Raw genomic sequence first — 20,004 nt, 5'->3', positions numbered from 1 at the left:
GTTACAGCACCGCCTCGGCGAGCCGATCGACCTGGTCCCCGGTGGCGACGGCGGGGTGAAACAGCAAGCGGTGAAAGCCGAGATCGCGGTAGGCCCGCACCGCACTACGCGCATCCTCCGGCGTCGCGACCATGTCCGTGACGTTCAGCGCGGCGTACTCAGGTGCGAATCCGTAATACCGCCTCAGATGCCCGCGGCCCGCGTCGACCACCGCCTCGTCCCCCATCGCGAAGTTCAGCGACGCCTGCAGGAACGGCGAACCGGTCCGGCCCGCCTCCCGCCACCCGGCCCGGACGCGGTCGGCGAAGGACGACTGCGCCGGTAGATCACGCACCGCGCCCGCCGCCCAGCCGTCGCCGAAGGCGGCGATCCGGCGGAGCGTCGCCGGCGACTTGCCACCGAACAGCAGCGGTATGGTCGTCGCCGTGGGACACAGCGGGGTCGAGTCGGCGACCGCCTCACCGGCCCAGGCTTCCTGGCAGATCGCCACCGAATCGTCGAGAAGCGCTCCGCGCGAGGCGAAGTCGACTCCCATCGCGGCGTAATCGTCGGCGCGCGATCCCACACCCATCCCGACGGTCAGCCGGCCTCCGGAGGCATCTGCCACGCCGGCAAGCTGCTTGGCGAGCAGCACCGGCGGGTACAGCGGTGCCAACAGCACGTTGGCGACCAGACCCACCGCCGCGGTGACACCCGCTGCCAGCGCAAGAGCGATGATCGAGTCGATGTTCGGGTAGATCGGCCGGTCGATCGTGGTCACCGACTCGAAACCCGCCTCCTCGGCCCGACGACTCCACTCGGTGATGACCCGTCCCTCGACCTCGGCGACGTGATTCGGCAAACCGATTCCAATTTCCATGACGTCCCTTTCTCGGGTGTGACTGTGGCGTAGGCATTTTCGGACTCGGCACCACGGCCGGTCGGCTGCCCTCCAGACTGGCCCGGCCTGGTACCGATTCGCCACTCATCGACGGCTAATGGCAATGAATCCTCATCAATACGTCGGATACGTAGTGTGATCGTCATGATCGATGCGCTCGACGGCCAAGTCATTCACGCGCTGCAGTTGTCGCCCCGGGCCTCGTTCCGGTTGATCGCCGACACCGTCGGAGCACCGGAACAAACGGTCGCCCGCCGCTACCGCCGGTTGCGGCGCGACGGAGCGCTGCGCGTCGTCGGCTTGCTGGACCCCCGGGTGCACGGCAGTGCACAGTGGGTGGTCCGCGTGCACGCAAAGCCCGACGACATCCCGCGCCTCGCCGAGGCGCTCATCCGGCGGCCGGAAGTCACCCATGCCAACATCCTGTCGGGCTGGAGCGAACTGGTCTGCGTCATCAGCGCCCCCCTTGCGGAGGGGTCTGACGGACTGCTGCAGCGACTACCGCGCACCACGTCGGTGATCGATCTCGACATCGACCTGGTGCTGCGTACCTTCGGCGAGCCGGCCACCGAACCGTGGACCGCGTACGGCCACACTCTGGATGCCGATCAGACCCGCCGAATCCTGGACCTGTCGGACACCGTTCCGTCCACCGTTCGGCCCGCCCCCGCCACTGCTGCTGATCAGCCACTCTTCGACGCGCTCGCCGAGGACGGTCGGGCACCCCACGCGCGGCTGGCCGAACACACCGGCTGGTCAACCCCTCGGGTAACCCGTCGTCTCGCCGCCCTCGAGGCCGCTGGCACCCTCACCTACGACGTCGACGTCCTGCCTCAACGGCTCGGGTTCGACGTCAACGCGATGATTTGGCTCACCACTGCGCCTCCGCACCTCGACGAGGTGGGGCGGCAACTCGCGGCGCACACCGAGATCGCCTCCGTGGCCGCGATCAGCGGCCGTAACAACCTCATGGCCATCGCCATTTGCCGAGACGTCGACCACCTCTACGGGTATCTCGCCGGCAAGTTCGCCGCAGTCGACCACATCCGGAGCTACGACCTGAGCATCCGTGCCCACCGGCTCAAGCAGACGGCCTCGCTGGTCTTGCGCGGACGACTCGTACACGCACGTGGGTGAACCGCGCGCCTAACCGACTGCGGCGCCGGGGGCGATGACTCATCGTCGGGTGGTGTGGGTTCGTAGGGGTCGTACCACCACCAGTCGGCGCGTTCCCCGAGCGGGCCGCGGCATGGTGCGACATCCGGCGGAGGTGTGGTCGGTGGCCGGGCCAGCGAGGCGTTGGTCAGCGGGGTGCCCTCGGCGTCGGTCACCACCAGCTCGTAGGCGGTGCCGGCGATGGTGATGCCACCCCGGTGATGCAGGCGGTGGTGGTACGGGCAGACGAGAACGAGATTCTCCAGCTCGGTCGGTCCGCCGTCCTCCCAATGCCGCACGTGATGAGCATGCAACCCACGGGTGGCACCGCACCCGGGGACCACACAACAGCGGTCGCGGTGCTCCAACGCCCGGCGTAGCCGGCGGCTGATTTGGCGGGTCTCGCGTCCCCCACCGATGACCCGGCCGTGGCGTTCGAACCAGACCTCACACGTGGTGTCACACAGCAGCAGGCGGCGTTCGTCGTCGGAGAGCAAGCCACCCAGATGCCAGGCCGCCGAACGGCTCTCCACGTCCAGATGCACGATCACGGTGGTCCGCTGCCCGTGCGGGCGCTGGGCCACGTCGGTGTCCCAGCCGGCCTGCACCAAGCCCAGGAACGCATCGACCCGGTTCGGGAACGGCGGCACCCGAACGTCATCACCGCCGGCATCGCGGTCGTCGGCATCGCGGTCGTCGCCCTCGTGGTCGTCGGCATCGTCGCTGCCGTCGGCGTGGTCGCGTTTCCATTGCGCGATCAGCGCGTCGTGGTGGGACTGCACCGCGGCGTCGAACACCGCCGCCTCAGCGGGTGGCAGGGTGATCTTCCAGGTGGTGCCCGCGTCGCCCTCCCTCCGAATGAAGGAACGTTCCGGCTCCGGTTTCGGGCGCGGTCCGGGTTCGGGCTTGGGTTCCAGTTTCACCGCGGTGCGCAACTGGGTCACCGTGGCCACCGACGCCAACTCCGCGTAGTGATCGTCGGAGCCCGATGCCGCCCCGGCGGCGATCACCCCGATCTGATCCAGCGAGAGGCGGCCTTCGACGGTGGCTTCGGCCAGGCGGGGGAATTCGTGCAGTCGCCGCGCCACCGTCACCAGCGTGGTCGCATTGTGCGGGGAGATGCCCAACTTCCAGGCCACCAGCGCCGGCACCGAGCGGGCGCCGGTGGAGCCCCAGATCCCGTCGCGGTCGATCTCGGCGGCGATCTGCGCCAGCCGCCCGTCGATGGCGTTGCGTTGCCCGGCGAGTTCCTCCATCTCGGCGAACAACACCTCCAACCGCTCCTGCGGAGCCAAAGACGTTGCCGCCGTGGACATGCCACCATCATCACAGACGGGTCCGACAAACCCGGATCACACGTTCGCTAGTCTCGGCTGCCGATCTCACCGAGCTCGTGCACCAGGTCCCTGGTCACCGGGTAGAGCCGGCGCCAGGTGCCGTACAGCTCGTCGTACAGCTTCCGATTGGCGGCATCGGGTTCGATCTCGCGCTCGATTCTGGCCCAATCAGTCTCCGGTGCAACCAGTCCCACGCCGATGGCGGCCATCAGCGCATCGCCGTAACTGGCACCGATGGCCTGTTCGGGTACCTGTTGCGAGCGGCCGGTGATGTCGCTGACCGCCTGGGCCCAGATGGGACTGCGCAGGCCGCCGCCCACCGCCACCGTCCGGCGTCCCGTATGGGCGTCGTCGAACATCTCCAGGATCTGCCGGACGCCGAACCCGATGCCCTCGTAGGCCGCCCGCACCAGATGCCCCCGGCCGTGCCGCAACGTCAGCCCGGCGAACAGGCCACGCGCGCCGGGGTCGAACACCGGCGTGCGCTCACCCGCCAAGTACGGCAGGGCGATGAGTCCCTCGCTGCCCGCCGGCACGGCCGACGCCTCGGCGTTGAGAATCTCGAGCGAGGCGCCGCCGGTGACGGTCTGCAGCCACCCGATCATGCTGCCCGCCGTCGACGTGCCGGCCGCCAGCGCCAGCGATCCGTGCTCGATGCCCGCCGTCGTCCAGAGCGCGGGATCGCTGTGGTACTCCTCGATGATCTGCACCAGGAACATCGTCGAGCCGTACATCAGCATCTGGTCACCGGGGTGGCGGACGCCCACCGAGAACGCCTCAGCGTAGGCATCGACCGTTCCCGCCACCACCGGAGTGCCCTGTGGAAGGCCGGTCGCGGCGGCCGCCGCAGCGTGCACGGTGCCGACCACTTCGCTTGGCCAGACCAACCGCGGCAGCGGTAGATGGGCGCAGATTCGCTTGGCCCACTCGATGTTCCACGCAAACTCGCTCGTCGCGTACAGCGGGTCGCACTGGCTGGCGGTGTGGTGGTCGATGGCGTACTCACCGGTCAGCTTGGCGGCGATGTAGGAGTTGGAGCCATACCATCCGGTGGCGCGTTCGAACACCTCCGGCTCGTGGCGGCGTACCCATTCCAGCTTGGGCCCGACGGCTTGGCTGGACAGCAGCGTGCCCGCCCGCTCGAGGATCGCCTCGGCACCGAATTCCTGGGTTAGCAGCTCGATTTCGGCTTTCGCCCTGGTGTCGACGCCGTAGAGGATGGCTGGCCGCAGCGGCGTCAGCGCGTCGTCGCACAACACCAGGCATGGACCGACACCGCTGACGCACATGGCGGCGATCCGCGCTCCGGCGGGCACCTGAGCGGCGAGCTGGTTGGCGATCTCGCACACCTCGCGCCACCACGTCGTCTCGGCGTCCACCTCCGCCCAGCCCGGGCGGGGCAGGCTCATCGAATGTGGAATCGTCGCCGCTGAGAGTACGACGCCGGCGGTGTCCACCAAGACGCCCTTGGTGCTCCCCGTGCCCATGTCGATTCCGAGAAGCAGATCCACGGCGCAACCCTACGTCCACGCCGAGACCGACGGCACGGTTCACCGCGATGGCGAGACCGAACCCAGTCGGGCGATGGGTTCGAACCCCCGGAAAATTCCTCAGAAGCCAATTTCCCGAATCCCTCGAACGGATCGCGACGAATCCCGGGAAAACCATCGGCGAAACGAGCTAGGAAACCGCCTGGTCGATGTCATCACGGCAATCGTGCACGCTGAACGTGCCCGTAGAGATGCCGAATACCCTCTTCTGCAACCGAATCCGTCGGCTGGGCACCGAAAGCCCAAAATGAGCACGCCAAGCAACCCGCGGGATTGGAAAACCTCGAATTACATCGCAACCGTCAATATGGAATTCCGGTGAAGACGTCGTTGTTCGACGAAAACACGTTGTAGCATTGCGGCAATTTACCGCCACCGAAGGATTTGCCATGGCCGAGCGCATCATCGAACGACTCATCGACGACCTGGACCATACCGAGATCGCGGACGGCAAGGGCGGTTCGGTGGAGTTCGCGTTCCGCGGCACCGAGTACTGCATCGACCTCCGCGACGCCAACATCGCCAAGTTCGAGAAGGCGCTGGCACCCTTCATCGGGGCGGCCAGCACGATCTCCGTCCCACGTGCGTCCGCCTCAAGCACGCGCCGGCAGCGGGGCGCCAGCGGCCACGAGCCCACCGGCGCCGCGGACACCGCGACGATCCGCGCGTGGGCCACCGAGAACGGCCACCCGGTCAACACCCGTGGCCGAGTGCCCGCCTCCGTGGTCAGCGCCTACGAGTCGGCCAACGGCCGCTGATCCGGCGAACGAAGAACTCCGCCAACACGAAAGAGCCCCGGCACACCAGGTGTGCCGGGGCTCTCGCGTCGACGGGTGACTCAGCCCTTGCGGGTCTTCACGGCGTCGGTGAGCTGCGGGGTGACCTTGAACAGGTCGCCCACGATGCCGTAGTCGGAGATCTCGAAGATCGGCGCTTCTTCGTCCTTGTTGACCGCCACGATCGTCTTGGAGGTCTGCATTCCGGCTCGGTGCTGGATCGCGCCCGAGATGCCAAGGGCCACATACAGCTGCGGCGAGACGGTCTTGCCCGTCTGCCCCACCTGGAACTGGCCTTCGTAGAAGCCGGAGTCCACGGCGGCCCGGGAGGCACCGACGGCGCCACCGAAGGCATCCGCGAGTTCCTCGACGATGCCGAAGTTCTCCTTGCTGCCCACGCCGCGGCCACCGGCCACGACGATCTTCGCCTCGGTCAGCTCCGGACGCGCGCTCTTCTGCGCGGGCTGACGCGAGGTGATCTTGGTGGCGTTCTCGGCCGGCGCGGGCACCTCGACGGTGACCAGCTCGCCGGCACCCTCGACCGGCTCGGCCTCGACCGCACCGGGACGGATCGAGATGGCCGGCGCATCGCCCTCGGCCTTGTACTCGGTGGTGTAGGCGCCACCGAAGATGGAGTGGATCCCGACGGGGCCCTCCTTCACGCCGATCACGTCGACGAGAAGGCCGGACCCGGTCTCGGCGGCCACCCGGCCGGCGATCTCCTTGCCCTCGGCGCTGGCGACCACGATCACGGCCACCGGCGACACCTGCTCGACGAGGGCGTTGAGCACGTCGACCTTGGGGGTGACGAGATACTGCTCCACGACGTCGGATTCGGCGGAGTAGATCTTGGCCGCTCCAGCGGCCTTGAGCCCGTCGACCAGCTTCTCGGTCGTGCCGGGTGCACCGATCACGACGGCGGACGGCTCACCAAGGGCGCGAGCCGCGGTGATTAGCTCGGCCGTCACGTTCTTCAACTTGCCTTCAGCGTGCTCGGCGAGCACGAGTACTTCTGCCATTGCCTCTAGTCGCTCTCTAGGAAAGATGTGGATGGGGAAGGATCAAGACAGCGCGAAACCGCTCAGAGCAGCTTCTGCGCCACCAGGTAATCGGCGATCTGCTTGCCACCCTCACCCTCGTCGGTGACCTTCTCGCCGGCCGACTTCGGCGGCTTGGGCGCTGCCGAGATGGCGGTCGTGGCGGCGTTGGCCAGGCCGACCTCGTCACCCTCCACGCCGATGCCGGCCAGAGTCAGGCTCTCGACCGGCTTCTTCTTGGCCGCCATGATGCCCTTGAACGACGGGAACCGAGCGTCGTCGACGATCTTCTCGCTGATGCTCACGATGGCGGGCAGCGAAGCCTCGAGCCCGAAGACGCCATCGTCGGTCTCGCGCTCACCGGTGATCTTGCCGTCGGCGATGTCGATGCTGCGCATGTGGGTCAGCTGCGGCAGGCCCAGGAACTGGGCCAGGATGGCCGGCACCGCGCCACCGACGCCGTCGGAGGTCTCGTTGCCCGCGATGACGACACCGACGTCCTCGATCTGGCCGAGCGCGCGGGCCAACGCCCACGACGTCTGCACCAAATCCGAGCCGGCCAAGCCGTCGTCGGCGAGGTGGTAGGCCGAGTCCGCGCCCATCGAGAGCGCGCGACGGATCGACGTCTCGGCGCCAGCGGGGCCTGCAGTGAGGACGACCACGTTGTAGTCGGCGTCCGCGTGCTTCTCCTTGAGCTGAAGCGCGACCTCGACGGCCTTCTCGTTGATCTCGTCCAGCACCGGGTCGCTGCCCGCCCGATCCAGCGTCCAATCGCCGTCGGTGAGCTTACGGTCCTCGTAGTCAGGAACCTGTTTGATCAGGACCACGATGTTCGTCATGAGTGTGGTTCGTCCTCCTCGATGAGGCCTCTGCCGGCCTGCCCATATCACGATTCAAGCAAGTGACTCCACGTTACCAGTCAGTAACTTGGAGCCGTACGCAGCAACACCATAGCTGGTCTTGTCTAACCTTCTGCCCTCACCGTCGGTATCTCAATCGATCCCGAACGAGTGAGAATCGCCATAGCTGGGTTAGCCTGCGTTGGCAATGAGCACATTTTCTCGTTCCGAACCGTCCGACGACGTCCTTCCCCTCACCGGGGAACGTACGGTGCCCGGACTCGCCGAGGAGAACTACTGGTTCCGCCGCCACGAGGTGGTCTACGAACGCCTCCTGCAGCGATGCGCGGGACGCGACGTGCTCGAGGCAGGTGCCGGTGAGGGATACGGCGCCAACCTCATCGCAACGGTGGCGAACCGGGTCGTCGGCCTGGACTACGACGAGTCGGCCGTGGCCCACGTCCAGTCCCGCTATCCCCGGGTCGAGATGGTTCGGGGAAACCTGGCCGAACTCCCGCTCGAGGACGAGTCCGTCGACGTCGTGGTCAACTTCCAGGTGATCGAACACCTCTGGGATCAGGGCCAATTCGTCGACGAGTGCGCGCGCGTGCTGCGTCCGTCCGGGGTGTTGCTGATGTCGACGCCCAACCGCATCACGTTCTCCCCCGGCCGCGATACCCCGATCAATCCGTTCCACACCCGCGAATTGAATGCCGCCGAGCTCACCGAGCTGCTCACCGACTCCGGCTTCGTGGTCGAGGCGATGCTGGGGGTCTACCACGGCGCCGGCCTGCGGGCGCTGGACGCCAAGCATGGCGGCTCGATCATCGAGGCGCAGATCGCGCGGGCACTGGCCGACGCCCCGTGGCCCGGTGACCTGCTGGCCGACGTCGCATCGGTCACCACCTCCGACTTCGACCTCATCCAGACCGGAGGAACCGGCGGCCCCAGCATCGACGACAGCCTCGATCTGGTGGCCATCGCGGTGCGGCCGTGACGGTCTCGCGGGCCGGTGAACCCGTACCTGGGCTGTTCACCCTGGTGCTGCACACCCACCTGCCCTGGCTGGCACACCACGGGCGCTGGCCCGTCGGCGAGGAATGGCTGTATCAGTCGTGGTCGGCGGCCTACCTGCCCCTGGTGAGCCTGCTCCGGCGGCTGTCCGAGGAGGGCCGCAGCCATCTGCTCACCCTCGGCATGACACCGGTGGTCGCCGCCCAGCTCGACGACCCGTACTGCCTCGACGGCATGCACCACTGGCTGGCGAACTGGCAGCTGCGCGGGCAGGAGGCCGCCGTCCAGCGCAGCGGCTCCGGCACCGGGTACGCCGCACCCGAGGCGTTGCGCGCCTTCGGGATTCGCGAGTACGAAGAGGCCGGACGGGCACTCGAGACGTTCACCGGGACGTGGCGCCACGGTGGCAGCCCCCCGTTGCGCCAGCTCATCGACGCCCAGACGATCGAACTACTGGGTGGCCCGTTGGCGCACCCGTTCCAGCCGCTGCTACATCCGCGACTGCGGGAGTTCGCGCTGCGCGAGGGCCTCGCCGACGCGGGACAGCGCTTCGCGCACGTCCCCGGCGGGATCTGGGCACCGGAGTGCGCATATGCCCCGGGTCTCGAGAACGACTATGCCGCAGCGGGTGTCACTCACTTCATGGTCGACGGGCCGTCATTGCACGGTGACACGGCGCTGGGCAGGCCCGTCGCGGACTCCGGCGTCGTCGCCTTCGGTCGCGACCTCAAGGTCAGCTACCGGGTGTGGTCCCCGAAGTCCGGCTACCCCGGGCACGCCGCCTACCGCGACTTCCATACCTACGACCACCTGACGGGCCTCAAACCCGCCCGCGTGACCGGGCGGGCCGTGCCGTCGCAGGACAAGGCGCCGTATGAACCCGAGCGCGCCGACCACGCGGTCGACTTGCACGTCGCCGACTTCGTCGACACGGTGCGTCGCAGGCTGGTCTCGGAGTCCGACCGGCTCGGCCGTCCGGCCCACGTCGTCGCCGCGTTCGACACCGAACTGTTCGGGCACTGGTGGCACGAGGGCCCGGTATGGCTCGAGCGCGTGCTGCGCGCCCTGCCCGAGGCCGGCATCCGGGTGGGCACGCTCTCGGATGCGATCACCGACGGCTTCGTCGGCTCCGCAGTCGAATTGCCGCCTAGCTCTTGGGGTTCGGGCAAGGACTGGCAGGTGTGGTCCGGCGAGCGGGTCGCCGATCTGGTGCAACTCAACAACGAAGTGGTCGACACCGCACTCGCCACCGTCGACAAGGCGCTTGGCCAGCACGTGAGCGTCGGGGCACCGATCCCTCGCGACACCGTCGCCGACCAGATCCTGCGTGAGGCGTTGCTGACCGTGTCGAGCGATTGGCCGTTCATGGTCAGCAAGGACACCGCAGCCGAATACGCCCGCTACCGGGCCCACGTCCACGCCCACGCTACGCGGGAGATCGCCGGCGCCCTCGCGGCGGGCCGCCGCCAGCAGGCCGAACAGCTGGCCGGCAACTGGAACCGCGCCGACGGACTGTTCGGCGCGCTGGATGCCAGGCGGTTGCCTCGATGACCGCCTCGCCCCTGCCGCGAGCGGGCGTGTCTGCAGACGACACGCCAATCATCGATGCCACTTCGCGCACGCTCGCGATCCTCTGCAGGCGGTCGTGACGTGAAGATCCTGATGGTGTCGTGGGAGTACCCGCCGGTGGTCATCGGCGGACTCGGACGGCACGTCCATCATCTGGCCACCGCGCTCGCGGCGGCGGGTCACGAGGTCGTCGTCCTGAGTCGGCGTCCGGCCGGCACCGACCCGAGCACACACCCCTCCACCGACGACGTCAGCGAGGGCGTGCGGGTGATCGCCGCCGCACAGGACCCGCACGAGTTCGAGTTCGGCACCGACATGATGGCCTGGACACTGGCCATGGGGCACTCCATGATTCGCGCCGGACTGACGGTGCGGAACAGGCGCTCGGGCACGCCGTGGCGGCCCGACGTCGTGCACGCCCACGACTGGCTGGTCGCCCACCCGGCGATCGCCCTCGCCGAATACTTCGACGTGCCGCTGGTCTGCACCATGCACGCGACCGAGGCCGGCCGGCACTCGGGCTGGGTCTCGGGCAAGATCAGCCGCCAGGTGCACGCCGTGGAATCGTGGCTAGCGCGCGAATCCGATTCGCTCATCACGTGTTCGGCGTCGATGGGCGAGGAGATCGCCGAACTGTTCGGCCCCGGGCTGGCCGAGTCGAGGGTCATCCGCAACGGCATCGACTCGCACCTGTGGCCCTACGCGCGCCGCAAGCCTCACCCCGGTCCACCCCAATTGCTCTACCTGGGCCGCCTGGAGTACGAGAAGGGCGTGCACGACGCGATCGCCGCCCTCCCCCGAATCCGGCGCGCCCACCCGGGCACCACCCTGACCATCGCCGGTGACGGCACTCAACAGGACTGGCTCGTCGAGCAGGCGCGAAAGCACAAGGTGTTCAAGGCTGTTCGCTTCGCAGGCCGCGTCGATCACGACCAGCTGGTCGCCCTGCTGCACGCTTGCGACGCCGCCGTGCTGCCCAGCCACTACGAACCATTCGGCATCGTCGCGCTGGAGGCCGCCGCTACCGGCGCCCCGCTGGTGACCTCCAACGTCGGCGGGCTCGGCGAAGCGGTGATCGACGGTGAGACCGGAACGTCCTTTCCGCCGCGGGACGTCGTTGCGCTGGCAGCCGCCGTGCGTGCGGTGCTCGATGATCCCGCCGCCGCGCAGCACCGCGCCACTGCGGCCCGTAAACGCCTCAACTCGGACTTCGACTGGCACACCGTCGCCGCCGAGACCGCGCAGGTCTACCTCGCCGCCAAGCGCCGCGAGCGTGAACCGCACGCCCGCAGGGCGATCGTCGAGCATGCCCTGCCCGACCGCGGCTGACCTCCTCGGCCTGTTTCGCCACGTTTCACGGCAGACGCGACGAGCCTGCGCGAAGTGCGATTCCTCGGCGGCGTGTCGCCCGAAGACAGGCACGCTCGCCGGCAGAGCAGGGGCTAGCGCGAGGCCTTCTTGCGTTCGATGTCGGCGAGGGCGGCGGCCAGCTCGGCGCGCTCGGCGGCCGAGGTCTCCCAGGCGAGCTTGCGGTTCTTGACCACCTTGGCCGGCGCCCCGACCGCGATGGAGTAATCGGGGATCTCCCCCTTGACCACGGCGTGGGCACCAAGCACGCAACCACGCCCAACCGAGGTCCCGCGCAGCACCGTCACCTTGGCGGCCACCCAGGTGTCCGGCCCGATCCGAACCGGGCCCTTGATGATGCCCTGGTCCTTGATGGGCAGCTCGACGCTGTCCATCTTGTGGTCGAAGTCGCACACGTAGCACCAGTCCGCCATCAACACCGAGTCCCCCAGCTCGATGTCGAGGTAGGTATTGATGACGTTGTCGCGACCGAGGACGACCTTGTCACCGATGCGCAGCGACCCCTCGTGGCACCGGATGGTGTTCTTGTCGCCGATGTGCACCCAGCGACCGATCTCCATGGTCGAGAGCTCGGGGGTCGCCTGGATCTCGACGCCCTTGCCGAGGAACACCATGCCGCGGGTGATGATGTGCGGGTTTGCGAGCTTGAACTTCAGCAACCGGAAGTACCGCACCAGGTACCACGGCGAGTACGCCTTGTTTGCGAGCACCCACTTCAACGACTCCTTGGTCAGGAACCTGGCCTGCCTCGGGTCGCGCAATCTCGAGCCCCGCCAACGCTGGTGAATCGGGGCGCCCCACATCGTGGTCATGGCCGGACAGCCTACTTCAGCGCGGTCGTCGAACTGCCGTGTCGTTGCGCTCACACCCGCGACGGGAGGCTCGGGATAGTCTCGGGACTCGATGCCTGCTCCAGCCATGACCCTGCGCCGCGTGGCAGCGGTGACCGCCGCGGTGGTCACCACGTTCTTCGCGAGCGCCTGCGGCAATACCGACACCTGGGTGGACGCCCACCCTGCGGACGGCTGGTCGGCCCAGTACGGCGATGCGGCCAACAGCAGCTACACCGCCGTCGACGGAGCGCGCACCCTGCGGTTGGACTGGATCCGCTCGGTGAAGGGCACCGTCGAGTCGCAGGTAGCCCTTGGCTCCGGCAGCTACCTGGCGGTCAACGCCCAAACCGCGGGCGGTTGCTCGCTGATGGTGTGGGAGAACGACAACAGAGCCCGCCAGCGGTGGTGCAGCCGGCTGTGGCAGGGCGGTGGCACGTCGAGTCCGCTCATCGACGGCTTCGACAACCTTTACGTCGGGCAACCCGGGGCGATCATGTCGTTCCCGTCGACGCAGTGGATTCGCTGGCGCAACCCGGTCATCGGTCTGCCGACGACCCCTCGCCTGCTCTCGGCGGGCCAACTGCTCGTCATCACCCACCTCGGTCAGGTGCTTGTGTACGACGCCCACCGCGGCAACGTCGTCGGCACTGCGCTGGACCTGGTGGAGGGTCTCGATCCCACCGACTCGCAGCGCGGCCTCGCCGACTGCCAGCAGGGCAGACCGCGGTGCCCGGTCGCGGCAGCGCCAGCGTTCTCGGCGGCCACCGGGATCGTCGTGACCACGCTGTGGAAGCCCGACGCCGAAGCTCCCGAGGTCGTCGGTCTGCGCTACCGGCCCGGCCAGACGCCGCTGCTGACGACGGACTGGACGAGCACGGCGGTCGGCGGCGGACCCATCGGCAGCCCCGTGCTGTCGGCGGACGGCAACACGCTCTACGTCAACGGCCGCGACGGTCACCTGTGGGCGCTGAACACCGCGGACGGCAAGCCCAAGTGGTCGGTGCCGTTGAACTTCCAGCCACAGACTCCCCCGTCGATCACGCCGGACGGGCGGATCGTCTCCGGCGGCGGACCGGACACCAGGCTGACCGCGGTCGAGGACGCCGGTGACCACGCAAAGGTCGCGTGGACCCGCGACGACGTCGAGCCGTTGTCGAGTGCGAGCCTGGCGGGCAGTGCGGCGGCCTACACCGTGACGCGGGCCGGGGACGGCATGGAACTGCTGGTGTTCGACCCGACCGACGGCCATACCCTCAACACCTACCCACTGCCGGGAGCGACGGGCTATCCGGTCGGGGTGTCGATCGGCCACGACCGCCGGGTGGTCACCGCGACCAGCGACGGCCGGGTATTCGGCTTCGCGCCGGCCTGACTCAGGCGATCATCGCGTCGACGGGCCCGCGCGGGATCGCCACCTGCAGCGCGCCTGCCGCCTCGGGCAGCACGTCCCCCTGGCTGAAGAAGAAGATCAGGGAGTCGTTGGTGATGGCGAAGTTCTGATAGCTCGCGGGATCGAGGCCGGCTTCCTGCGTCATCGTCACCGGTTGTCCCAGTTGCTTGTTCACCTCGGCCTGCACCAGGGGGAAGATGACGGGGAACGGCGCGGTGCCTTTGCGGAAGAGGGTGTCGATCGTGATGGGCTTGCGCAGGCCCTGATCCCAGTTGAACGCCTTGTAGAACGTGCTCGGGTGCGCACCACCGACTCCCTGGTAGGTCTTGAAGACGACACTCTGGGTACCGTGCGGCGGGACCGACGAGCTGAACTCGGTCTCGGTGGTGTCGAGTTCGTAGGGCATCGTCCGGAAGTCCGGCGTCTTGGCCACGTTGAGGAATCCGTCCCGCGTCTCCTTGACGTAGTCGAAGACGGCCTGCGCGTCCGGGTAGTCGACGGGGTAGCCGATGGTCAGCGAGTACCCGGGGTCGGAGGCCTGGATCTGGCAGATCTGGTTGGCGTCGACGACCCCACCGAGGTCGGTGCACTTGGGTGGCGCTGGCGCCGCGGCAGCGACCCCCACGCCGGACCAACCGAGCGTCGCGACCGCCGACACGGCCACGGCAAGCTTGGACATGCGCATCTGTGGAGCATCCTTCGGGTCGACGCGGCACCGGCGCCGCCGACGCCACACTACCCGCGAGGTCACCGGGACGGTCGGCAGACGTAGGCCACCGACCGGCTGGCACCGCCGGCCCCGATCCTGGTGATGACGAGCGACAGTCGTTGCGAACCCTTCAGCCGCAGCCGGGACCGCAGCGCGTCCGGATCGACCGACACGCCGCGCACCAGGATCTCCAGCGCGCCGACGTCACGTGCCGCCATCTCGCGGCGCAGGGTCCGCTCGGCGAAGGCGAGCTCGGCGATGACCTCGAAACCCCGTACCCCGGGCGGCAATTCGTCACCGGAGAGATAGGCGATGGCCGGGTCGAGCTGCCACAACCGGTGCCTGGCGCCGTAGTGGCGCACCAGCCCGGCCCGGACCACGGCGCCATCCGGGTCGACGATCCACCGGCCGACGGGCGCAACGGGGCAGTCGTCCGGCTCGGCATCGGTGATCCGTTCGGCCCGGTCCAGGATGCTGGCCCGGCGCGTCACGCCCGGCTCGGCCAGGCCGGCGGACCACAGGCAGGCTTCGCGGACGCCGCCGCCCAACGACGTCACCTCGATCTCACCGGCGAAACCGAGTCGTCGCACCTGGTCGAAATCGATTCCGGGAGCGCACTTCACGACGAGATCGCGGCCGGCGTACGCCGCGAGCAGATCGTCGAGCGCGGGCGTGTAGTCGCGGGGGTCGAACGTGCGACGTCCCCCGCTGCGCCGGGCGGGATCGGCGATCACGGTGGTGCCGCGGGTCACCGGTACGAGGGCGTCTGCCCGGCAGAGCAGCACCTCGGCGTCCTCGCGCGCCACGTTGTGCCGCGCCATCGCGAGGCGGACCTCGTCGACGTCGCTGCCGACGACCAGGTCGGCGTGCCCGCGCAGCGCGACGAGTTCGGTTCCCACCGAACAGGTCACGTCGTGCACGGCCCGTCCGGCCAACCGCGTGGCACGGTGGGCGGCCACCTCCGCCGCGGTGGCCTGCTCGAGGGCCTCCGGGGTGAACAGCCATCCCGACGCGTCGGGCAGCTTGGCCGCGGCCCGGCGGCGCAACAGCGTCGTCTCGATCAACGCCGGCGCCCGCTCACCGAATTGGGCACGGGCCGAAGCGATGTCGGCGATTTGGCTGGCACCGGTCAGCGTCAGCTGCCCGACGGCGGCCAGGGCGAGCATGCCATCGGCGCTACCCAGGTAGCCGACGTCGTCGAGCGTGAAGTGCACCACTCAGGACGGTTTTACCCCGGTGACCATCACGTTGTAGAACCAGCCCTTCGGCACCACCTTGCGCCACACGTTGGCGTCGACCCAGCTCAGCGTCGTCCAGCTGTTGAACGCGAACTTGGCCCAACCCCAGCCCAATCGCCCCGGCGGCACCGACGCCTCGAACGTCCGGATGGGCCAGCCGAGCATCGCCGCGGTGAATTCCTCGCTCGCGGTGCGCACGTCGACCGCACCCGCATTGGTGGCCATCCGCTCCAGGTCGCTGGGCTCGAAGGTGTGCAGATCAACGACCGCCTCCAGCGCCGCCGCGCGCGACGACTCGTCGAGTTCCTCCTGCGGACGCCGCCAGTCCTGCAGTCCCGGCAGCTTCGTGACGTTGGTGGCCACCCGCCAGGTCAGGGTCGACAGGTTGCGCGCGTAGACGTTGCCGGTCGTCGTGGGTTCGCCGGCGAAGACGAACCGGCCGCCTGGCTTGAGCACCCGCACGACTTCGCGCAGCGACAGTTCGACGTCGGGGATGTGGTGCAGCACCGCGTGGCCGACGACCAGATCGAAGGTGTCGTCGTCGTACGGGATGCCCTCGGCGTCGGCGACCCGGCCGTCGACGTCCAGGCCGAGGCCCTGACCGTTGCGGACTGCCACCTTCACCATGCCCGGCGACAGGTCGGTCACCGAACCACGGCGCGCCACGCCGGCCTGGATCAGGTTGAGCAGGAAGAACCCGGTGCCACAGCCCAGCTCGAGAGCGCGGTCGTAGGGCAGCTCACGCTGGACCTCGTCGGGAACGATCGCGTCGAAGCGGCCCCTGGCGTAGTCGATGCAGCGCTGGTCGTACGAGATGGACCACTTGTCGTCGTAGGTCTCGGCTTCCCAGTCGTGATAGAGCACCTGGGCCAGCTTGGTGTCGTGGCGGGCCGCCTCGACCTGCTCGGCGGTGGCGTGCGGGTTGGGGACCGGAGCCGCCCCGGCGGCGACGTCGGGTCCGGTAGCCGCCCCGGCGGCGACGTCGGGTCCGGTAGCCGCCCCGGCGGCGACGTCGGATGCAGGGGCAGCCCCCTCGCGGTCTGTACTCGTCATGAAGGGCAGCCTAACGGGCGCCGTTTCGGCACCGGCGGGCCAGCGGCCCGCGATGGTCATCGCGCGCTGATGAACGCGGCCTTCGCTGCGGCCAGCGCCGGCGCCGGGACGTCGACGAATCGCCGGGCCCAGGCCACCGCCGAGTCGTAGACGTGATCGGGGGCGACCAGCTCGTCGACCAGCCCCAATCGCAGCGCTTCCTCGGCACCGGCGAACCGGCCGCTGAACGCGAGCTCCTTGGCCTTGGCGTCGCCGACCGTGCGGGCCAGCCGCTGCGCCTCGAGTTCGCCAGGAGCCCGCCCCTCGAGGATCTGGGTCGCACCCCACTTGACGTTGTCACCGCCGATGCGCCAGTCCGCGGCCAGCGCCAGCGTCAGTCCGCTGCCGAGCGCGTATCCGGTGACGGCGGCGACCGTGGGCTTGGGGATGGCGGCGACGGCGTCCACGGCGGTCAGTCGCACCTGCGCGGCGACGGCGAGGCCCGCGGCGTCGAGCGTGCGCAGCTCGGGCTCGTCGTCACCCACCGAGAAGATCTCGTGGCCGCCGAAGACGATCACGGCGGCGACGTCGTCCCGAGCCCCGAGATCGGCGGCGGTCGAGGTGATTTCCCGGTAGGTCTGCCGCGTCATCGCGTTGGTCGGCGGGCGGGACAGCACCAGGGTGCCGATGCCGCCGTCGACGTGCGCGCTGATGAACTCGTTCAAGGAGTGCTGCCCTCGGCGGAGCGACTCCTCCTGGCGGCGTTATAGCGCTCGCTGTCGAAGAACTCGATCTCCCACCGGCCCTCCCCGGTGGTGAGATTCGGTTCGACGGTGACGATCTCCCGCTCGAGCGCGAGCACCTCGGCGACGGTGCGTCCATCGAGGGAGTCCAGCTGCGACCAGGTCGGCGGGAGCAGGAAGGTGCGGCCCTGCGCGAAGTCGTCCAGTCCCTGTCGCGGCGTGCTCCAGAACGCGCGGTCGGTCTCGGTGTTCTCGCCGTCGGCCCGCTGGCCCTCGGGAAGCGCGCCGACGAAGAAGTAGGTGTCGTAGCGGCGGGTGCGTTCCTCCTTGGGCGTGACCCAGTTGGCCCACGGCCGCAGCAGGTCCGACCGCAGCACCAGCTTCTCGTCGCGCAGGAAGTCGGCGAAGGACAGCGAACCGCTGGCCAGCGCTGCCCGCGCGTCGCCATGGATCGACGCGTCGCCGACGATGCCGTCGGGATCGTCGGCCGGCCCGGCGAACAACACGCCGGACTCCTCGAACGTCTCGCGGGCGGCCGCGCACACCAGTGCGACGGCGAGGTCGGTGTCGACGCCGAGCCGCTGCGCCCACCACGACGGTTCCGGCCCGAACCACCCGATGTCGGCGTTGCGGTCACGGTCGTCGACGCCACCGCCGGGGAACACCATCACGCCGGCCGCGAACTCCATGGCGGCATGGCGGCGCATCAGGAACACCTCGATGCTCGACGACGCACCGGCGGGCACGTCGCGCACGAGCATCACCGTGGCGGCCGGTCGCGGGGTCAACGGTCCCTCGGCGGGGTTGGTCACTTGGCCCTCCTGTGCGCCGCGCGGCTGCGGGTTCGCCGGGCGAAGTAGCGCCCGTCGATGATCTCCAGTGCGATCGATTGACCAAACGCCTTGGACAGATTGTCCGATGTGAGCACGTCGGTGAGCAGACCCGAGTCGACGACCTTGCCCTCCGCGAGGATCAGGCAGTGGCTGAATCCCGGCGGGATCTCCTCGACGTGGTGGGTGACCAGCACAGTCGCCGGCGCGTCGGGGTCGGCGGCCAGATCGGCCAGTCGCGCCACCAGCTCCTCGCGGCCACCAAGGTCGAGGCCGGCGGCCGGTTCGTCGAGCAGCAGCAGCTCCGGGTCGGTCATCAGCGACCGGGCGATCAGCACGCGCTTGCGCTCCCCCTCGGACAGGGTCTCGTAGGTTCGATCCGAGAGGTGTTCGGCGCCAACGCTTTCCAGCATGTCGACGGCTTGTTCGTAGTCGACGTCGTCGTAGCGTTCCCGCCAGCGCCCCAGCACCGCGTACCCCGCCGAGACCACCAGGTCCTTGACCAGCTCTCCCTCGGGCACGCGCTGCGACAGCGCTGAAGAGCTGAGCCCGACCCTGGATCGCAGCTCGGCCATGTCGGTCTTGCCGAGCCGTTCGCCGAGGACGTAGGCCGTTCCCGATGACGGGTGCTCCATCGCGGCCGCGATGCGCAGCAGCGACGTCTTCCCGGCGCCGTTGGGCCCGATGACGACCCAGCGTTCGTCGAGCTCGACCGCCCACGTGATGGGGCCGACGAGGGTCTTGCCGCCGCGCCGCAGGGTGACCCTGGCGAAGTCGATCAGCAGGTCTGGGTCGACTCCGTCGGATTCCGGGTCGACACGGTCGTCTGGATCGGTGGGGCCGGCAGCTGGCACTCGCCCATCGTAGTCAGGCGGGGTTCGGTGAACGCCCACCCGCTCACGGCGAGCCATCGCGCCGGGGTCAGCTTCAAGATCAGCTGGACCAGCGGGCCGATGCCAAGGGCGTAGACCACCGTCCCGACGCCGACGCTGCCGCCCAGCAGCCAGCCGACCGTCAGCACGGTGCCCTCGATGGACGTGCGCACCAACCTGACCGACAGTCCGGTGCGGGCGACCAGTCCGGTCATCAGGCCGTCGCGCGGGCCGGGCCCGAGGCCCGCCCCGATGTAGAGCACGGTGCTCACCGCGTTGAGTAGGACGGCGCCGAGCATCATCGCGATGCGCACGGGCAGTCCAGTTGACTCGGGAAGCAAGGCCAGTCCAGCATCCACCGTGACGGCGATGACGACGACGTTGGCGACGGTGCCGATCCCGGGGCGGTTGCGCAGCGGGATCCAGGCCAGCAGCACCACGGCGCCGACGACGCCGGACGCCACGCCGATGGTCATGCCGGTGCGACCGGCCAGGCCCTGGTGGAACACGTCCCAGGGGTCGAGGCCCAGACCCGCCCGCACCATGACGGCCATCGAAAGGCCATAGCCCACCAGGCCGACGAGAAGTGCACCGCCTGAGGCGAACACCGCACCGACGGACCTCCTGGAGTAGGCCGTCGCGCGGGTCACGCGTGATCCGGGAAGCGTGCGCGGATGGCGTCCAGTTCGGCCCGCGTCCGACGGACGTCGGCGTCCTCCGCGACGAAGTCGCCGATCCGGGGTGAGTTGCGGAAGACGCGGGCCAGGTCGCTCGTCTTGCGAGCCACCCGGGAGGTCCAGTGTTGTGCCATGACTCAGATGGTGCCGACCGA

General features: G+C 69.0%; 20 protein-coding genes. 6 read left to right on the top strand and 14 right to left on the bottom strand.

The window, feature by feature from the left end:
* Position 1 precedes the first annotated feature (1 nt).
* Positions 2-859 carry an LLM class flavin-dependent oxidoreductase gene (locus tag SBI80_RS05805; RefSeq protein WP_318973433.1) on the bottom strand — a complete coding sequence of 286 codons (858 nt, stop codon included), beginning with the start codon at positions 857-859 and terminating at the stop codon, positions 2-4.
* A 165-nt stretch (positions 860-1,024) separates the two neighbouring features.
* Here SBI80_RS05805 and SBI80_RS05800 point away from each other — a divergent pair, with 165 nt between their 5' ends.
* Positions 1,025-2,017, top strand: coding sequence for an Lrp/AsnC family transcriptional regulator (locus tag SBI80_RS05800; protein ID WP_318973432.1), 993 nt, complete (start codon positions 1,025-1,027; stop codon positions 2,015-2,017).
* Here SBI80_RS05800 and SBI80_RS05795 read toward each other — a convergent pair.
* Entirely contained in the window at positions 1,933-3,351 is a 1,419-nt protein-coding gene (locus SBI80_RS05795; protein ID WP_318973431.1) for an HNH endonuclease signature motif containing protein, read from the bottom strand. The two genes, SBI80_RS05800 and SBI80_RS05795, sit on opposite strands and share 85 nt — an antisense overlap.
* Positions 3,352-3,398: 47 nt before the next feature.
* A complete protein-coding gene (locus SBI80_RS05790) occupies positions 3,399-4,883 on the bottom strand; it encodes an FGGY-family carbohydrate kinase (RefSeq protein ID WP_318973430.1) in 1,485 nt (494 codons plus the stop codon).
* Between the two features lie 428 nt (positions 4,884-5,311).
* Between SBI80_RS05790 and SBI80_RS05785 the strand changes: the two genes are divergently transcribed.
* Complete coding sequence (locus SBI80_RS05785) at positions 5,312-5,680, top strand: histone-like nucleoid-structuring protein Lsr2 (RefSeq protein ID WP_318973429.1); 369 nt, start codon at positions 5,312-5,314, stop codon at positions 5,678-5,680.
* Between the two features lie 80 nt (positions 5,681-5,760).
* On the opposite strand, the gene SBI80_RS05780 is transcribed toward SBI80_RS05785, so the two are convergent.
* Positions 5,761-6,717 (bottom strand): electron transfer flavoprotein subunit alpha/FixB family protein, encoded by a 957-nt coding sequence (locus tag SBI80_RS05780; RefSeq protein ID WP_318973428.1) that lies wholly within the window; start codon positions 6,715-6,717, stop codon positions 5,761-5,763.
* A 62-nt stretch (positions 6,718-6,779) separates the two neighbouring features.
* Complete coding sequence (locus SBI80_RS05775) at positions 6,780-7,574, bottom strand: electron transfer flavoprotein subunit beta/FixA family protein (RefSeq protein ID WP_318973427.1); 795 nt, start codon at positions 7,572-7,574, stop codon at positions 6,780-6,782.
* A gap of 208 nt (positions 7,575-7,782) precedes the next feature.
* Here SBI80_RS05775 and SBI80_RS05770 point away from each other — a divergent pair, with 208 nt between their 5' ends.
* The 3 genes from SBI80_RS05770 to SBI80_RS05760 all read left to right on the top strand — a co-directional run bounded on the left by SBI80_RS05770 (position 7,783) and on the right by SBI80_RS05760 (position 11,486).
* The gene (locus SBI80_RS05770) at positions 7,783-8,571 is read left to right on the top strand and encodes a class I SAM-dependent methyltransferase (protein WP_318973426.1); all 789 of its coding nucleotides are present in this window, start codon (positions 7,783-7,785) and stop codon (positions 8,569-8,571) included.
* The gene (locus SBI80_RS05765) at positions 8,568-10,139 is read left to right on the top strand and encodes a 1,4-alpha-glucan branching protein domain-containing protein (protein ID WP_318973425.1); all 1,572 of its coding nucleotides are present in this window, start codon (positions 8,568-8,570) and stop codon (positions 10,137-10,139) included. The genes SBI80_RS05770 and SBI80_RS05765 overlap by 4 nt, the downstream gene beginning before the upstream one ends.
* 99 nt (positions 10,140-10,238) lie before the next feature.
* On the top strand, positions 10,239-11,486 hold the full coding sequence (locus SBI80_RS05760; protein ID WP_318973424.1) for a glycosyltransferase family 4 protein: 1,248 nt from the start codon (positions 10,239-10,241) through the stop codon (positions 11,484-11,486).
* 113 nt (positions 11,487-11,599) lie between these two features.
* Here SBI80_RS05760 and SBI80_RS05755 read toward each other — a convergent pair whose 3' ends face one another.
* Complete coding sequence (locus SBI80_RS05755; protein WP_318973423.1) at positions 11,600-12,337, bottom strand: acyltransferase; 738 nt, start codon at positions 12,335-12,337, stop codon at positions 11,600-11,602.
* Positions 12,338-12,428: 91 nt separating this feature from the next.
* Here SBI80_RS05755 and SBI80_RS05750 point away from each other — a divergent pair, with 91 nt between their 5' ends.
* Positions 12,429-13,730 carry a BamB-related PQQ repeat family beta-propellar protein gene (locus SBI80_RS05750; RefSeq protein ID WP_318973422.1) on the top strand — a complete coding sequence of 434 codons (1,302 nt, stop codon included), beginning with the start codon at positions 12,429-12,431 and terminating at the stop codon, positions 13,728-13,730.
* A 1-nt stretch (position 13,731) separates the two neighbouring features.
* Here the strand turns inward: SBI80_RS05750 and SBI80_RS05745 are convergent, their stop codons facing one another.
* From SBI80_RS05745 to SBI80_RS05710, 8 genes are all read right to left on the bottom strand, one after another.
* The gene (locus SBI80_RS05745) at positions 13,732-14,433 is read right to left on the bottom strand and encodes an esterase (RefSeq protein WP_318973421.1); all 702 of its coding nucleotides are present in this window, start codon (positions 14,431-14,433) and stop codon (positions 13,732-13,734) included.
* Between the two features lie 62 nt (positions 14,434-14,495).
* Positions 14,496-15,623, bottom strand: coding sequence for a THUMP-like domain-containing protein (locus SBI80_RS05740; protein ID WP_318973715.1), 1,128 nt, complete (start codon positions 15,621-15,623; stop codon positions 14,496-14,498).
* A gap of 51 nt (positions 15,624-15,674) precedes the next feature.
* A complete protein-coding gene (locus tag SBI80_RS05735) occupies positions 15,675-16,748 on the bottom strand; it encodes a class I SAM-dependent methyltransferase (protein WP_318973420.1) in 1,074 nt (357 codons plus the stop codon).
* Positions 16,749-16,804: 56 nt separating this feature from the next.
* On the bottom strand, positions 16,805-17,452 hold the full coding sequence (locus tag SBI80_RS05730; RefSeq protein WP_318973419.1) for an enoyl-CoA hydratase: 648 nt from the start codon (positions 17,450-17,452) through the stop codon (positions 16,805-16,807).
* Positions 17,449-18,231 (bottom strand): NUDIX hydrolase, encoded by a 783-nt coding sequence (locus SBI80_RS05725; protein WP_318973714.1) that lies wholly within the window; start codon positions 18,229-18,231, stop codon positions 17,449-17,451. Before SBI80_RS05725 ends, SBI80_RS05730 begins: the two co-directional genes overlap by 4 nt.
* Positions 18,232-18,278: 47 nt before the next feature.
* A complete protein-coding gene (locus tag SBI80_RS05720) occupies positions 18,279-19,154 on the bottom strand; it encodes an ABC transporter ATP-binding protein (RefSeq protein WP_413232635.1) in 876 nt (291 codons plus the stop codon).
* Positions 19,079-19,780, bottom strand: a complete 702-nt coding sequence (gene yczE / locus SBI80_RS05715) for a membrane protein YczE (RefSeq protein ID WP_489685599.1) — start codon at positions 19,778-19,780, stop codon at positions 19,079-19,081. The genes SBI80_RS05720 and yczE overlap by 76 nt, the downstream gene beginning before the upstream one ends.
* Positions 19,781-19,818: 38 nt before the next feature.
* Positions 19,819-19,983 carry a hypothetical protein gene (locus tag SBI80_RS05710; RefSeq protein WP_318973418.1) on the bottom strand — a complete coding sequence of 55 codons (165 nt, stop codon included), beginning with the start codon at positions 19,981-19,983 and terminating at the stop codon, positions 19,819-19,821.
* Between the last annotated feature and the right edge of the window lie 21 nt (positions 19,984-20,004).

Origin of the sequence: Mycolicibacterium sichuanense (assembly GCF_033741125.1) — a bacterium.
In the GTDB taxonomy this organism is placed as follows: domain Bacteria; phylum Actinomycetota; class Actinomycetes; order Mycobacteriales; family Mycobacteriaceae; genus Mycobacterium.
The sequence above is the reverse complement of the archived record's forward strand: the minus strand, read 5'-3'. Positions and strand labels throughout refer to the sequence as shown.